Origin of the sequence: Geomicrobium halophilum (assembly GCF_014207655.1) — a bacterium.
Taxonomy (GTDB): Bacteria; Bacillota; Bacilli; order Bacillales; family Marinococcaceae; genus Geomicrobium; species Geomicrobium halophilum.
This window is the reverse complement of record NZ_JACHHJ010000002.1, coordinates 371,659-388,116: the sequence shown is the minus strand read 5'-3', so window position 1 is coordinate 388,116 and position 16,458 is coordinate 371,659. Positions and strand designations below refer to the sequence as shown.

Here is a 16,458-nt window from a genome sequence, read left to right as displayed (position 1 = left end):
CCCCCTCACCTTCCTTCTTAGAATTAGGAATCTTCCGACTAGATCCCCTATTAACGTTTACCTTGCGATATCATCCAGGTTTGGAGCGTTCTCGATGATATACCGGAAGTTATCCCTTTTATCCAGCAGATACTCCTCTGCTTCTGCAGCGGACATGTGATTGACAGTATACCTATTGGTAACTAAATCCTCTTCGTATGAGGGATCTTCTACCACCTGTTCAACAGCATTATCGACGGCCTGTACATAACTTTCGTCAATATCTTCCGGCATTAGCAGAAAGAATTCTTTATCAAAGATGAATTCATCACCATTAACGGTAACCCCTTGTTCAGCAAATGTTGGGATTTCAATTTCTTCCATTCTTTCCCCAGCAGTGATACCTAAGAATTTCATCTTGATTCTGTCTTCTACCTCATCTTGAGTGTACTGTTCATTGGCACCGATGGAGCCGTGAATAATATCAGCATTACCGTCCCATAGTGCCTGATTTTTATCCTCTTGAGAACCGGTGACGTAAGCATGGATTCGATCCGATACGTCCGTTCCAAATTCCTCTTCCACCCACAGGTAGAAACCGTCAAATCCAATTTGCGATACCCCACCGGACTCCACAGCGACAGTAATGGTTTCATCTGGGTTCTCCGACAGCCACTCGGCAGACTCGACCATAGTGTCATATGGGGCATCTGCATTGGTCAGGAAGGCATTACCCGGATTCGTCGCGACTATCGGCCCGATGGTCCAGTTTTCCAGTTCTGCTTCTTCTCCAAAACTGCCGTACTCCACACCAAGATAGGACATGTCATGAAAAAACATGATTGTACTTCCATCATCCTCTGCCTTCCCTAACTCATCAAATGCCCGGAGCGAACCGACTGCATCCACCTGCATGTTGGTTTCCATAACATCTTCTGCATGCCTGGATAAGGCATCAGCAATCTGGTAAGTGTCGCCTCCTGTCGCAGTAGAACCGATCAACATCCGCACCCGGTCCACATCCACTGCCGCCTCTTCTTCCTGACCTATTGCTTCTGTCTCATCCCCTGTAGTCTCACCCGAGCCTGATTCGCAAGCTACCAACACCGCACTCAGAAAAGCAACCAGCATGATAAACATGAACTTCTTCATGAAAAACACCTCTTTTTTAAAATTGACTATATTATAGAATTTTAATTTTTATATGAATAAAGGCGAATATAAATAATGAAAGTATAGAAGACTCTAGACCACAATTAACCGCTTTCATAAGTTTTTATAACATTTACTGGAAGTTGGCAGGGGGAATCCCCCGCATCACTTCACAAATACGGTCTTGATTGCAGTGAAAAATTCCTTAGCCGCTTCGCCCTGTTCGCGCGAATGGGAACTGGATTGTTTCATTCCACCAAATGGCGCCTGCAGTTCCACCCCAGCACTTTCCGAATTGATTCTCACCAGACCAGCATCCATATCATTAATGAAAGAAAGCATCTTCTGGATATTGGTCGTGAATATGGATGCGCTGAGCCCGTATTCCACGTCATTGGCCAAATCAATCGCTTCTTCCATGTCCTCCACTTTCATGAGTGCAAGTACCGGACCGAATATCTCTTCCTGGGCGATGACTGCATCAGTCGTAATGTCATCAAATACTGTCGGTGCGACAAAATAGCCTTTGTCATATTCCCCACCGCAAAGCCTTTCTCCGCCGCAGAGAAGAGTACCCTCTTCTTTGCCTTTTTCAATATAGGACAGCACGGTATTCAGTTGAGATTCGCTGACGCTCGGCCCCATCCAGATACCGTCTTTCATTCCGTCACCGATACTAATTTCCTTTACCTTGGAAACCAGTTTATCTTTGAACTTCTCATACACTTCGCTATGGACGATCACCCGACTGGTGGCTGTGCATTTCTGTCCGGTGGAACGGAGTCCGCCGCTAATAGTCGCTTCCACAGCCAGATCAAGATCGGCATCATCCGCGACAATGACCGGGTTCTTACCGCCCATCTCCAACTGATATTTAGCACCACGCTCAAGTGCTGTCTGTCCGATGCTTTTTCCAACGATGTTAGATCCAGTAAAGGTAATACCGTTCACCTCCGGATGTTCTGCCAACCCCTGGCCGATAATTGACCCTGGACCAGTGACCATATTGACAACACCTGCAGGTAATCCCGCTTCTTCGAAGCATTCAAATACTTTTGCACAAGTGACTGCTGCTTCCGTTGCCGGTTTTAGGACAACGGTATTTCCATAGATCAGAGCCGGAGCGGTTTTCCAGACTGGAATAGCCACCGGGAAATTCCATGGCGTAATTACGCCGACAACCCCGAGCGGTGCCCTTGTAGTAAACATGAGTGCTTCACTGTCCGAGGACGGGATCACATCCCCCACTTTTCGCATGCCTTCTCCTGCATAATAACGCAAGATAGCTACGCCCCGAGCCGTTTCACCTTTTGCTTCCGGGAAAGTCTTCCCCATTTCTCTTGTCATACATTCGGCAATTTCCTCCAGCCGACTTTCAAGGATATCAGCTGCTTTAAAGAGATACTGGCCTCTTTGGGCACCGGCGAGGTTCCTCCAACTGTTTCTAGCGGTATTGGCTGCAGACACCGCTTTATTAAGGTCATCACGCGAAGACTTCTGAACCTGTCCAACTACATCCTCAGTGTTGGCAGGATTTTTATTGATGATAGTTTCATTCGTATCTGATCCGACCCACTCTCCGTTTACGTAATTCAGAAAATTATTCTCTGTTTGTGTTTGAACTGCCATGATGACTTCCCTCCAAATTAAGATTCATAGATTTTCTGCGCTTATTAAATAGTCACTTTCCAATTTGGTGGATATTTATCCAATGCTTTTTTCAGGACCTTTTTCAATTCTTCATAATGATCCTGCTCAACCGGCGTGACCGGCGGACGAACCGTGTTTGTTACCGGAAGACCAACAATCTCCATACCAGCTTTGATTAGCGCGACTGCATACCCTTTCCGTTTATTCCGGATCCTATTGATCGGCAAGATGACTGTGTCATAAATTTCATTGACGGTTTGCTGATCACCATCCTGAAGAGCTTGATAGAATTTTCTGGATATATGTGGAATATAATTGGAAATCGCGGACGAGTAGCAGTTGAAGCCAAGCGGCGCATAAGCCGGCATGGTTACTTCCGCCAGTGGCATCCCGTTCAACCAGCCAACCCGACTGCCGAAACGCTGTGTAAGTTCCACATTTAATTCCATGTTACCTATGCCATCTTTTACCCCGACAACTTGCGGGAAATTCAGCAGCCTTTCCAATGTGTCCGCTTTCAATACTGCGTTTGCCCGCTGGTATAATATGGAATTCAAATCGGTGCTAGTGATGACCGCTTTATAATATTCATAGATTCCCTCCTGCTCCCCATCAATCAGATATGGCGGAAGGATCAAATACCCGTCGGCACCGTGTTTCTCTGAGACTTGCGCCTTTTTAACAGCCTCGGTGATGTTGCCTCCGACACCAGTATAGAGCGGCACTTTTTCGTGAACCACCGATTTGGCTAACTTGACCATGGACTCAAATTCTTCTGTGCTCAGATTATGGAACTCCCCTGCCCCGCAGGCGATAAAAATAGATTCCAACCCCTCTGCAAGCAGAAATTCGATATTGGCGATCAACGCCTTTTCATCAATGGTACCGTTTTCATTTAACGGTGTAACAGGGAAGCCTGAAATCCCTGTCGGGGCATATCTGTTCATCATTCTAACGAACCCCCTTGTTCATATTGAGTTCTTCCTTTTCCAAAGGACGGATCACCCTATTTCTTGCGTGGTCCAGATGCCGGTACATGCTAGCATAAGCCTCAATCGGATCCCTCTTTTCCAGCGCATGATAGATAGCTTTATGCTGCTGGACGGTTTTCTCTTTATTCCGTTTCTTCAGCGGGATATTTTCCATTGTCTTATCGTACATATTTAAAATGGGATCGATCATTCCTTCGGTAATGGAGTTGCTCGCACTGAAAGCGATAATTCGGTGAAATTCCCGGTCTATATCCAGATAATCCCCATCAACTGCTTCCATTTGGTCGATGTTCTCCTTTAATTTCTTCAATTCCATCTCCGAAATTCTCTCCGCAGCCAGACCAACGAGTCCTAATTCATTACTAAGCCTCGTCTCAATAATGGTATCAATGTTACCAACTGACAGTGCCAACATCAGACGAAATGGCTCACTACCAACCTTCTCGGAAAAGAAAGTGCCTTCCTTCGTCTTCCGGTGAATGACCCCGAGCGTTTCCAACGAACCTAATGCTTCCCTTAGCACCGGCCTGCTGATACGTAGAATATCCATTAGCTCCATCTCTGATGGAAGCTTATCCCCAGCTTTCAGTTGTTCACTCATCAAAAGATCAATAATTTGATCAATCGCCTGATTCGCCAACGTATTACGCTTCACCGATTTCATCTTCACAGATTCCATCTTCCCTCCCACGGCGTTCACCCTCCTTCCCATTTCATTGTAAATTCTTTTTTGTCTGACAAATGAATTATAAGATACTCATTAAAGGAGGTCAATGATTTTTGCCATATTATTTTTTTGTAAGACAAATATACAATTCTCCAAGTGTTATTTAACAGGTGGCTGACACCTTTGATCGCACTCGCGAATGGAACGTTATACTCACCAATAAAAAACGCATAAACTGCTTAGGATAGCAATTCATGCGCCAGCTGCAATAATAATAACAGTAACTAGAATACCAACTATTTTATAACCCTCATCATAAAACTCCTCATATAGCAAAAGATTAAGCTTAAAGTTCCCTATACAAAGAATCTTTATGAGATAGATACTCACCAAACAAGAAAGAAACGAGCAAAAAGAATCAAGTTCCTTTTACTCGTTTCACGTATTACTCCTCTGCTTTTCGATCTAAAAAAAACTTCAATAAGAACAGCAGGACATAGATCCCAAAAATGATAATCGAAAACCAATTCATCGCGGTCATATTATTGAAATCCATAGTAATTAAGAGAAAGACGAATAGCACAAAAACAACAATATCGACCCACGAAAACCTTTTATTTTTATCCGCCATACCGTTCCCCTTCCAAATGCTCTACTCGCTTCATTATAAAACGTGCACGTGTATTTGCAAATAGAAAGGAAAGACGACGATGCGTACGAATCGAAACTTTTTCTATGAACAGCAAAAGTTAAGTGCATGGAGCTTCTCCGGGGTATACGTGATCGATTGAGTTATACAGAGGTGTATTTAATTACTCCATACTTTAATAAATATAACCTTATTTACAGGGTAAACTTTTAAAATGAAAATTCAAAAAAGGGGTTTACAAATAAATGTTGTCATGTTGTATACTTGTATAACAAATTTTGATATCGCTTACATATAGGGGGCTTTTGATTGTCTATATTCGACTTAACCATTGATCTAGGATTGATTTCTGCTTTATTACTCATTGGTGTTTTTCTTCGAGCCAGATTCAGATTCATTCAAAAGTTTTTTATTCCAGCAAGTATGATCGCTGGTTTCATTGGATTGGCTCTTGGTCCCAATGGTTTTGGGTGGCTACCCTTCTCGGAAGCGATTGCTGATTATCCTACCATATTGATCGCAGTGATCTTTGGAGCTATCCCCATCGGAGCTGCACAAGTTAATTGGAAAAAAACATTTCAACGCGTACGAAACATGTGGGTATACTCCATGCTTTTAACTCTCCTAATGTGGGGTGGCGGAGCGATGATCACCCTGTTGGTATTGATGCAAATTTGGGACATTCCTTCCGGATTTGGCCTTATCCTAGGAGCCGGTTTTCTAGGAGGGCATGGAACAGCTGCTGCAATTGGAGAAGCATTGGGAAATATGGGTTGGGAGCAAGCCACAGCCCTGGGCTATACTTCTGCTACAATTGGTTTACTTTGCGCAATTGTGGGCGGACTGTTCATCGTCAAACGGTATGCAAGGAAAAATCAAACAAATTTTATTTCTGACTTCAAAGATCTTCCCGATGATCTAAGAACCGGCCTGGTAAAAACTGAGGATCGAGAATCAACAGGAAGTGGTACCGTTTCTCCAAATACTGTGGATCCTCTTTTCTTTCATTTAGCGCTCATTGGCGTTGTCGTAGTCATTAGTTATTATCTCCAGGACACTTTACAGAATCTTTTCCCTCAGGTAAGCGTCCCATTGCTTTCTCTTGCATTTATTGTCGGGCTATTCATTCAAATATTTTTAAGAAAATCCAAAGCAAATAGATATGTCGATAAGACTACCATCAATCGCATTAGTGGTACAGCTACTGATTTAACTGTAGCTTTTGGGATAGCTTCTATCAACTTAGCTGTTGTAGCCAGTTATATTGGTCCTCTCATCGCTCTTTTTATTTTTGGTGTTCTATGGGCCTATGCAATTTTTCATTTTATCTCTCCACGGGTTTTTCACCAACATTGGTTTGAAAACGGAATCTTTGGGTGGGGATGGAGTACAGGTACCGTTGCAATGGGGATTGCTCTATTGAAAGTAGTGGATCCAAAAAATGAGGCTACTACCCTAGATGATTATGCTTTAGGCTATATAGCTATGGTTCCGATTGAAGTACTCATTATCACCTTCGGACCACTATTATTAATGACCGGGCTCGGCTTCATTTATGTCCTGGTGCTATTAGGTGTTGCAGTAATGTTACTAATCATTGCGGCCAAGGCAGGCTGGCTCGTTAACGAGGCCCAAGTAACAAAACGACGTAAAGCATCTTAGGCTGAGGAGAAGTGTTATGAAGATAGAGAGGAAGAAAGTCTCAATACAAGTGTTTGACCATATAAAGAAAATGATCAAAGATCATGAGTTTAAGCCAGGAGATAAACTCCCATCAGAAAACTATTTCACTGAATTATTTGGGGTAAGCAGAACCCCTATACGTGAAGCTCTTAGCATACTAGAGGCAAGTGGATTGATTACCTCAAAACAAGGCGGCGGGAGCGTTATTCAATCCATTTCTGTTTCTAATTTAATGGAAGAGACTAGTTTTGAATTTATACATCCTCAAGAGGTTGTACATTTACTGGAAACCCGAATGATCACTGAAGCTGGAGCAGCCTACTTTGCTGCTAAACGCAGAACTCAAACAGATGCCGATACCATGCATAAAGCACTTCTGCTTATTCGAGATTCACAACTTGAAGAAAAAATTGGTCATCAAGAAGATATTCATTTTCATAAAGTCATTGTCAAAGCTTCCCATAATCCTGTTTTAATTCAGACCATGAAAGGGCTCTCTACTTTATATGACAAAGCGGTAAAATATTCTTTATCGAAAAACTTTGGGTGGGAAGAAAAAAAAGATCAAGTTTTTCAGGAGCATGAAGAGATTTACCAAGCTATTGAAAGGCAAGATCCAGAGAGTGCTCAGAGGGCTATGATTAACCATTTGGGGAACGCGAAAATGAAGCTTGTTCAGGATTTACCTGATTAAAAAACTTCTAAGGGAGAGACAAATAAATGATCGAAAAACAGGTTCATTTTTATAGCGAAGGATTCAAATTAATGGGAACCCTTTATTATCCGAGTGACATTTCCCGTAAACAACCTAGGCCGGCGATCATCCCTAATTCCGGTTATCAAGGATTTAATGAGTTTTATCCTAAGATGTTTGCTAAAAAAATGACCGAAGCTGGATATATTTGTCTGGGGTTTGATTATCGCGGATTTGCAGACAGTGAAGGAGAACACGGGAAAATTGTCATTGATCAGCAGGTAGAAGATGTTCACAATGCGATTACTTTTTTGCAATTTCAAGAGGAAGTCGACCATGAGAGAATTGGATTAATCGGATGGGGGATGGGAGCAGCAAATGTTATTCTTACAACCGAGAAAAATGAAAACGTTTCTGCAGTGGCTGCTGTAAACGGCTTCTATAACGGAGAGCGTTGGCTAAAGTCTATCCACCCCTATAAAGAATGGATACAAATTCTTGAGTCCGTCAAGGCCGACCGTATACGCCGAGTTGTACAAGGGGAATCACAACTAGCGGATCCCTTTATCCACTACCCATTAGACCCGGACACCAAAGACTATGTAGAAAAAGAACTCACATCAGTTTACGGATTTGGGCGTCAAACAACATTACAGTTAACAGAATCGATTATAGATTTGGATGTAGAAAAAATTGTACAAGAAATTGCACCAACGCCATTATTTATCGGACATGGGGAAGGAAATTTATTGCATCCTTATGAAGAAGCTCTTTCATTATATAAAGTGGCCGATTCCCCAAAGACCCTTTACACGATCAATGGAAAACACAATGATTTCATGTACAGTGACCACCCAGAATTTGAAAGGCTTTGCAACCATTTATGTGAATTTTTTGGTGATGCTTTTGAAGGAAGTCGATCTCCGATTCGAAAGGAAAATCTATAATGGAACAAACATGGCACCCTCTACTAGAAGGAGCAATGGAACTACATGCCCACTCATCCCCAAGTATTTTTCCAAGAAAACAAACAGACTGGGAATTATTAGAAGATGTATATCAAGCGAACATGAGCGGAATTGTGTTAAAAGCCCATGAAGGCGCAACCTATGATCGAGCTTCTCTCCTCCAGGAGCAATATCCACAACTGACCATTGCTGGTGGGCTAGTTTGTAATTTATTTACAGGAGGCGTTTCAACACATGCCGTAGATATGGCGTTACGAATGGGAGCAAAAATCATTTGGATGCCTACTCTTTCTGCAGCACAGCACCAACGTTACTTTGCTCACCATAGTAAAGCAAATATTTTTAATAGCGAAGAAACTCTGGATGATTCTTACGCTGGGTTAACTGTAACCAAAAACGGGGTTGTAAAAGATGAAGTCAAAAGAGTATTAGCTCTGATTGCAAGCAAGGATGCCGTTTTAGCTACTGGTCATCTTGAGGCTGAAGAGGTAATGGTTCTTGTTGAAGAAGCTAGATATCAAGGAATAAATCGAATCTTAATCCAGCATGCAGATCTAGGTATCGCTCCTCTCTCCTTCGAGCAACAAAAGCAACTAGCCGGGAGGGGCTGTTTGATTGAAAAATGTTACCTCGCATGTGGCTATGATTTTCAAGATATATCGATTACGGATATGGCTAGCTCGATTCAAGCTATTGGGGCAAAACACTGTGCGTTAGTCACCGATTATGGGCAAGCCCATAATATTCCGGTGGTTGAGGCGTTAGGAGAATTTATTGGAGAACTTTTACAGAAAGGAATAACTGAAGCAGATGTTCGCCAAATGGTTGTTCGTAATCCCCAGTCACTTATAAAGAAAAAGAAAGGACCATTGTAATGTTGTCAGCAAAGTGGATGGAAGAGTTGGTAGAAAAAATCGGAGAGCCATATGTACAAACGGATGTAGACGATCGGCATATTTATAGATACAACTCTTACCCGGGAGAATACCTTCCGCAAACAATAGTGTTTGTAACGAATACAGAAGCAGTGTCACAAGTATTAAAAATCGCCAATAAATACAAAGTGCCGGTAACTCCGAGAGGGCAGGGAACAGGATTAAGTGGAGGAGATCTACCCGTTCATGGAGGGATTTTGCTCGATATGAGCCAGTGGCCTGCTTCAATAGAAGTCTTTCCAGACGATTTAGTCGCTCGTGTATCTCCAGGGACAATGACCTCAACGATTCATGCGGAAGTAGAAAAATATGGATTAATGTACCCACCAGACCCAAGCAGCTCTGGCATTTCTACAATCGGCGGTAACTTAGCTGAAAATGCAGGTGGTCCACGTGGATTAAAGTATGGGGTCACAAAAGATTATGTATTAGGTTTAGAAGTTGTAACCCCTGAAGGTGAAGTAATGCAGACAGGTGGACGTACGATTAAGAACGTCACAGGATTAAATGTAACAAATCTTATTGTGGGCTCTGAGGGAATTCTTGGCGTTATCACAAGGGCTACTTTAAAACTTATTCCAAAACCACTCTCCACCCAAACCGTAATGGCAGCTTTCAATGCCATGGAAACGGCAGGCCAAGCGATCTCAAAAACGCTGACGTCTGGTATTCTCCCAGGCAAAATGGAATTTATTGATCAGGCTTGTGCTCAAGCTGTAGAAGATTACGAGCCTAATGGACTACTTCCAACTGATAAAGAAGCAATTATTATCATCGAATTGGATGGACACCCGAAAGCTGTTAGAGAAGAAGCCAATGATGTAAGTCAAATTATGAGAGAACTGGGAGCAACAACGATCTCCATACCTGAGACAAAGGAAGAAGCCTCAAGAATATGGGAAGCCCGGAGAATGGTATCACCAGCGATTACAAAAATGAAACCCTCTAAAGCATCCGAAGATGCCACAGTTCCGAGGAGTCAAATCCCAGCTATGATGGCACGATTAGCAGATATCCGGGAAAAATACAATTTAACTCTTGTCGTTTTCGGTCATGCCGGGGATGGCAATCTGCATCCTAACATCTTATGTGATGATACGGATAAAGAAGAACGTGAAATGGTAGAACGGGCTATTGAGGAAATATTCCGTACCGCTATCGAACTGGGTGGGACTCTTTCCGGAGAGCATGGCATTGGTACAATGAAATCTCCATTTATTGAAGACGAATTGGGATCTTTAGCCGTATCTATGATGAAACGTTTAAAGAAAAGTTGGGATCCAAACAACATTATGAATCCCGGAAAAGTATTTCCCGACAAAGGGCAAAGACTGATATTAAGTCGTCAAATTGAGAAATAAATGAGAAGACCTATAAAACAGCAACATTACACACCCTGAGCTCTTATGATTGTATAGTTCAGGGTGCATTTACATAAAGGTATCCGTGTGCGATTGTATTCATTATCGATATAGATAAACATATCATTTAATGAATACCCTTACTACTTTTCTGTAACCCTACTATAAACAGGCAGCAAAAGATGCTGCCTGTCAGTTATACATGCTTCCCCCTTATCCTTTCGTTCCACCTTGCGCTAATCCTGAGATTAAATAACGCTGTAAGAACAAGTAAACCAGCGCAATCGGGATTGCAATTAAGATTGCTCCCGCTGCAAAGCGGGTAAAGTAATTATCAAATTGACCGCTTACCATGTTAAAAAGTCCAAGCGCTAATGTGAAATTGTCTGCACTCCTTAAAACAATCCGCGGTAATAAGAAATCCATGAAGGGAGCCATAAATTCAAATAGGGCAACAACGGCCAAAATTGGTTTTGCTAAAGGAAGCATAATTGTAAAAAACACCCGAAAATGCCCGGCACCATCGATCCTTGCTGCATCATCCATATCTTTTGATATCGTATCGAAGTACCCTTTTACAAGCCACACCTGAATCGGAATACTTCCACCAATGTAAATCAATGTCAGCCCCACGAGGGAATCGAGCATATCAACGAAATTCAAGAGCGTAAATAGAGCTACCATCCCCATAAGAACAGGGAACATTTGAAAGATAAGCAGAATGTAAAGTCCATTCTTCCTACCTACAAACTTGTAGCGTGAGAAAGCATAGGCTACTAAGGCAGCTGCAAGAACAGAGAAAAAGGAATTGGCTGTCGCGACCATAAGGCTGTTTTTATACCAAGTTAAATAATCGCTGTTGGGATCAAAAAACAACCATTCATAGTGTGTGAAACTCCAATCTTCCGGAATCATTGAAGCCCCGAATAAACTGGCCCCGGGATTTAATGACATGCCAAACGTCCAAAGGAGGGGATAGAATATAATCACGAACATAATGAGCACGATGAGATAGATGGTGGAAACTTCAATTCGACTTTTCCAATGTTTATTCAAAATACTTTCCCCTCCTCTTTATAGGATCTCGATTGGCGAAATTGCCAAAAAGCGACGGTGCAAATAATCAACCCGATGATCAACGAGATCGCAGCAGCCATATTATAATTTTGCGTTTCAAAGGTGAGGCTGTACACCCAAGAAATCAAAATATCAGACCCGCCTGCATTTTGACCTCGGACCGGAGGCCCTCCCTCGTTGAATAAATAAATAATATTAAAGTTATTAAAATTCATCGCATACTGCATAATCAAAAGTGGAGCTGTTGCAAACAAAACGTGCGGCAATGTAATCTTTCTAAATTTCGCAAACCTTGATGCACCATCAACGTCTGCGGCCTCGTACCAATCTTTCGAGACACTTTGTAATACTCCGGTAAAAAGGGCGAAGACAAAGGGAAAACCAAGCCACGTCTGAATCATAATCAGTGCTGTACGTGTCCAAAAAGGATCCGATTGCCAAGGAATTTCAACTCCCAGAAAAGGAATCAAAATATCGCGGTTGATCGCCCCAAAACCATCATTAAACATCGCCGCAAAGATGAGAATGGTAACGAATGCCGGCACTGCCCACGGCAAAATGAAAACTGTCCGAATTAAACGTTTAAAACGAATCCTAGGATCGTTAATGATCACCGCTAGGAATAAACCTAAAGCGATTTGCAGCGTTGTGGCCACAAAAGTCCAAACAATCGTCCAAGTAAGTACACTAAAGAGTGTTTCTTGCCAAATGTCTACCGTTACAAGATCTACGAAATTCTCAAACCCTACCCAGTTTAAAAGGTTAGCCGGTGGGGCATTGTACAAACTGTAATCAGTAAAAGCAAGCAACACCATGAACACAAGCGGCAGAATAACGATGAACGCCATCAACACCATGGGGATCGCTAACAAAAAATACGGGAAACCTTTATCGTATGTATTTTGAAATGACTCTTTGATCGTATATATACGGAAACCTTCTTGAATTTTCTCTGCTTCTCGATATGCATCTACAATATTAGCTATATAAAAAATCCCGAATACCACTATGATTCCTAACGACATCAACCCTTGGATCAACAGCATGATCGAGTGATCGGCACCTTCCAAAGTCCCTAATGTAAAAATCCCCCATAATCCAACACCAACGAAATTCCCCAATACACTTATAAAAGAAACCATTAAAATGATAAAAAGGATGCCTTTCCCCCATCTTCGGTTGTAAAGCTGGCCTAACCCGGCAAAGAGAATTGATAATGCCATCGCCAACCTGGGTTTATGAGTAGTATATGGTTGGTTTGTTTCAGGTTCTGGCATGTTTAGCACTCCGTTCACCCCCAACTTTGTAGAAATGCCCTTGAGCGGAGGTGATGCCCCGCCCAAGTTTTTCTCTTAATTTCCCATCATTTCAATATTTTCATAAATCTGATCTACAGCTTCATCGAACACTTCTTCTGGATCTTCACCTTCAGAGATAAACTGTAACGCATCTTCTGAAGCTTCCCAAACTTGGTCTATTTCAGGAATGTTAGGCATTGGCTCCCCATTCAATGTTTGTTCCGCAAAACCCTGCATCAATTCATCGTCTGCGATTTCCGGATCTTCAAGCAGTTCTTCCACAGCAGGCATTTCTCCAGCTTCCCGATAATAATGCATATTGTTCTCATCTTCTGTCATAAAGAGCATCAAATCTTGTGCCCAATATTGATGTTCCGAATATGGGGACATAACCCACGATTTAAAGCCAATCAGGGACGGAGCAACTTCTCCATTGGAAAGCTCAGGCAAAGCTGCGGAGCTCAAATTCTCTTCACCAATCCCTGCAGCATAGCTAGGAATGTTCCAAGGTCCTGTCAATGAAACGCCCACATTCCCCTCTGTAAAGAGCCCATCCTGGATTTCAGGATCAATCGTAGAGGGAATCCAGTCGTTATCATGCCAATTTTTAATTTTCTCTGCACCTTCAATCGCGCCCTCATTATTCAACCCAATATCGTCGGGATTATAGCCATCTTCTGTTTCACCAAAAATATAGCCTCCGTAACCCGCAATGAATGGATATGAAAAGTACATTTCACTCGTTTCTGCCAGAAAACCGTATTCATCATTGGCTGTATCCGTCAACTCTTCAGCAATTTTTTCTAACTCTTCCATTGTTTTAGGAGCTTCTGGCACGAGTTCTTCGTTGTAGAGCAAGCCATATGTTTCAGAAACAAAGGGTACCCCGTATAATTCACCTTCATATGTCATCCCTTGCAAGCTCTCATCTGTAAAACGGTCCTCATCTTCCGGATCAAGCTCAATAGGCTCTATCAAGTTTTGCACGGCCAAATTACCAGTATGATCATGGGGCACGAAGTAAATATCTGGTCCTGAGCCCGCCGGGCCATCCAACGCCATATTCTCTCCTTGTTCAAACATACTCATCGTCGTTAATTCGACCTCAATACCTGTTTCTTCCGTATATCTTTCCGCAATCGTTTCGATTGCAGCAATTTGATCATCGTCATCATTGATCCACATGTGTAAAGATTCAGGCTGTTCTGGCTCTCCTCCCCCGTTTTCGCCATCAATACTTTCAGAATCTACTTGTTCCTCATCACGATCCGGCGCACATGCGACAAGTAACATTGAAAATGTAAACACTGCAGCAGGCATCAAAAATCGTCTCTGTTTGAGCATATCAAATCCCCCTCGTTATTCAATTATTCTAAGCAACCGATTGCATAAAAAATTAAGAAATCGCTTTCAATATATTTAAGCATACAATAAAGCGTTTGCAAAGTGTTTTTTAAAAATTTTTCTAATTTGATTGCAGGATTTAGTAAGAACAAATATAATAATGTCAATAAGAAGACAGCATTAGAAATATGGTAAGTTCGATTCATGGAAGCGATTGCATTACATTGGAGGGGATCGTATGCAGTTAGAATCAATCAGCCACTTCCCCAAGTCCCATATGGCCTACGCACGGGACAGGGAAACCATACATATCCGCTTGCGTGCCAAGAAAGGAGACGTCACTCATGTTGATCTCGTATACGGTGATAAATATGATTGGAACCGTTCCTACAAGCGGGTAGAAATGAATCAATTTGCCAGTGACCAGTTGTACGATTATTATCAGGTTGAAGTTAAGCCGCCAAATCTTCGGCTCAGTTATGCCTTTTATTTAATGTCAGATTTCTTTTCGATCTACTATACAGAAAAGGGACTTACACACGAACTTGCTCCACATGCCACTGGTTGTTTTCATTACCCATTTCTCAATGCCGCTGATGTCAATCAACCGCCCCAATGGGTTAAAGACGCAGTATTTTATCAAATTTTCCCTGAGAGGTTCGCGAATGGCGACCCTTCACTCAACCCGGAAAATGTTGAGCACTGGGATGCAAAGCCAAAACAGGACAACTTTTTCGGTGGAGATATTCAAGGCGTGATGAATCACATTGATTATTTGCATTCACTGGGAATTACAGCTATCTATTTTACACCTTTGTTCCAAGCAACCACCAATCACAAATACGATACGATCGATTATATGCAAGTAGATCCGCAATTTGGAAACAACGACACATTAAAGAAGCTCGTAAGACGGTGTCATGAAAGGGGCATTCGCGTGATCCTCGATGCTGTTTTCAATCATTCCGGCTATTATTTTCAACCGTTTCAAGATGTATTAACTCATCAAGAAAATTCTGCGTATACGGATTGGTTTTATCTAAGTGAATTTCCTGTTAAAAAAGATCCTTCTCCTAATTACGGTACGTTTGCTTTTGAATATAAAATGCCGAAACTTAACACTGAGCAACCTGAGCTTAAAGCTTACTTACTCGACGTCGCCCGTTACTGGATTGAAGAGGTCGGCATTGACGGCTGGCGACTCGATGTGGCTAATGAAGTCGATCATCAATTTTGGAGGGAATTCCGTGCCACCGTAAAATCGATCAAACCGGACGCATATATATTAGGGGAAATCTGGCATAATGCTCACCCTTGGTTACAAGGAGATCAGTTTGATGCGGTGATGAATTATCCGGTGACTGATTCCATCCTCAACTTTTTCTGCTATCGTAAAACGAACGCTTCAACGTTTATGCAAGAAATTAATCATATTCAGGCGATATATTCTGAACCAGTTAATGAAGCAGCCTTTAATTTGCTAGATTCCCATGACACGGCCCGTTTGTTAACGACTTGCCAAGAAGATAAACGAAAAATGAAAGCCGCAGCCACTTTTCAGCTGACCTATCAAGGAACCCCATGTATCTTTTATGGCGATGAAGTGGGGTTAACCGGAGGAGATGACCCTGATTGCAGAAAAACGATGATTTGGGATGAGGAAAAACAAGATCAAGACTTGCTTTCATTTTATAAAAAGATGATTCATTTAAGGAATGAACATGCTGCACTTCGAGATGGATCTTTCCGTTTTTTAATGACACAATCCAATGATCCCGTCATTGCCTATGAACGAAAAAATGACTCGGAAACGTTCGTCGTTTTCATTAATGCCGGTGACGTCTCTTCGTATGTGTTAACTTCATTGGAACCTGGAAAATACGATGAAGTATTCTCTAACGAATCATACGACGCCTCAGGAGGATCCCTTCACATAAACGTCCCGGCCTTTAGCAGTTTAATCTTACAACGTATTCAGGAATCCTTTAGGAGCCCATGAATAATTCTTC

The 16,458-nt window shown here is 42.2% G+C and carries 14 protein-coding genes; 6 read left to right on the top strand and 8 right to left on the bottom strand.

The window, feature by feature from the left end:
- Window positions 1-57 precede the first annotated feature (57 nt).
- From HNR44_RS09890 to HNR44_RS09870, 5 genes are all read right to left on the bottom strand, one after another.
- Window positions 58-1,131, bottom strand: a complete 1,074-nt coding sequence (locus HNR44_RS09890) for a type 2 periplasmic-binding domain-containing protein (protein ID WP_184403964.1) — start codon at window positions 1,129-1,131, stop codon at window positions 58-60.
- Window positions 1,132-1,296: 165 nt separating this feature from the next.
- Window positions 1,297-2,760 carry an alpha-ketoglutaric semialdehyde dehydrogenase GucD gene (gucD, locus tag HNR44_RS09885; RefSeq protein ID WP_184403963.1) on the bottom strand — a complete coding sequence of 488 codons (1,464 nt, stop codon included), beginning with the start codon at window positions 2,758-2,760 and terminating at the stop codon, window positions 1,297-1,299.
- A 44-nt stretch (window positions 2,761-2,804) separates the two neighbouring features.
- A complete protein-coding gene (gene kdgD / locus HNR44_RS09880; RefSeq protein WP_184404165.1) occupies window positions 2,805-3,728 on the bottom strand; it encodes a 5-dehydro-4-deoxyglucarate dehydratase in 924 nt (307 codons plus the stop codon).
- 4 nt (window positions 3,729-3,732) lie between these two features.
- Window positions 3,733-4,452 (bottom strand): FadR/GntR family transcriptional regulator, encoded by a 720-nt coding sequence (locus HNR44_RS09875; protein WP_246407311.1) that lies wholly within the window; start codon window positions 4,450-4,452, stop codon window positions 3,733-3,735.
- A 433-nt stretch (window positions 4,453-4,885) separates the two neighbouring features.
- On the bottom strand, window positions 4,886-5,071 hold the full coding sequence (locus HNR44_RS09870; RefSeq protein WP_184403961.1) for a hypothetical protein: 186 nt from the start codon (window positions 5,069-5,071) through the stop codon (window positions 4,886-4,888).
- A gap of 327 nt (window positions 5,072-5,398) precedes the next feature.
- On the opposite strand from HNR44_RS09870, the gene HNR44_RS09865 reads away from it, so the two are divergent.
- The 5 genes from HNR44_RS09865 to HNR44_RS09845 are packed head-to-tail and all read left to right on the top strand — an operon-like array spanning window position 5,399 to window position 10,730.
- Window positions 5,399-6,751, top strand: a complete 1,353-nt coding sequence (locus HNR44_RS09865) for a sodium/glutamate symporter (RefSeq protein ID WP_184403960.1) — start codon at window positions 5,399-5,401, stop codon at window positions 6,749-6,751.
- A gap of 16 nt (window positions 6,752-6,767) precedes the next feature.
- The gene (locus HNR44_RS09860; RefSeq protein ID WP_281381397.1) at window positions 6,768-7,466 is read left to right on the top strand and encodes a FadR/GntR family transcriptional regulator; all 699 of its coding nucleotides are present in this window, start codon (window positions 6,768-6,770) and stop codon (window positions 7,464-7,466) included.
- A gap of 26 nt (window positions 7,467-7,492) precedes the next feature.
- On the top strand, window positions 7,493-8,413 hold the full coding sequence (locus HNR44_RS09855; protein WP_184403958.1) for an alpha/beta hydrolase: 921 nt from the start codon (window positions 7,493-7,495) through the stop codon (window positions 8,411-8,413).
- A complete protein-coding gene (locus HNR44_RS09850; protein ID WP_184403957.1) occupies window positions 8,413-9,309 on the top strand; it encodes a DUF6282 family protein in 897 nt (298 codons plus the stop codon). The genes HNR44_RS09855 and HNR44_RS09850 overlap by 1 nt, the downstream gene beginning before the upstream one ends.
- Complete coding sequence (locus HNR44_RS09845; protein ID WP_184403956.1) at window positions 9,309-10,730, top strand: FAD-binding oxidoreductase; 1,422 nt, start codon at window positions 9,309-9,311, stop codon at window positions 10,728-10,730. The genes HNR44_RS09850 and HNR44_RS09845 overlap by 1 nt, the downstream gene beginning before the upstream one ends.
- A 213-nt stretch (window positions 10,731-10,943) precedes the next feature.
- Here the strand turns inward: HNR44_RS09845 and HNR44_RS09840 are convergent, their stop codons facing one another.
- The 3 genes from HNR44_RS09840 to HNR44_RS09830 all read right to left on the bottom strand — a co-directional run bounded on the left by HNR44_RS09840 (window position 10,944) and on the right by HNR44_RS09830 (window position 14,449).
- Entirely contained in the window at window positions 10,944-11,786 is an 843-nt protein-coding gene (locus HNR44_RS09840) for a sugar ABC transporter permease (RefSeq protein WP_281381396.1), read from the bottom strand.
- Window positions 11,783-13,084 (bottom strand): carbohydrate ABC transporter permease, encoded by a 1,302-nt coding sequence (locus tag HNR44_RS09835; protein WP_184403955.1) that lies wholly within the window; start codon window positions 13,082-13,084, stop codon window positions 11,783-11,785. The genes HNR44_RS09840 and HNR44_RS09835 overlap by 4 nt, the downstream gene beginning before the upstream one ends.
- 75 nt (window positions 13,085-13,159) lie before the next feature.
- A complete protein-coding gene (locus tag HNR44_RS09830) occupies window positions 13,160-14,449 on the bottom strand; it encodes a sugar ABC transporter substrate-binding protein (protein ID WP_184403954.1) in 1,290 nt (429 codons plus the stop codon).
- Between the two features lie 238 nt (window positions 14,450-14,687).
- Between HNR44_RS09830 and HNR44_RS09825 the strand changes: the two genes are divergently transcribed.
- Complete coding sequence (locus HNR44_RS09825) at window positions 14,688-16,448, top strand: alpha-glycosidase (RefSeq protein ID WP_184403953.1); 1,761 nt, start codon at window positions 14,688-14,690, stop codon at window positions 16,446-16,448.
- Window positions 16,449-16,458 lie beyond the last annotated feature (10 nt).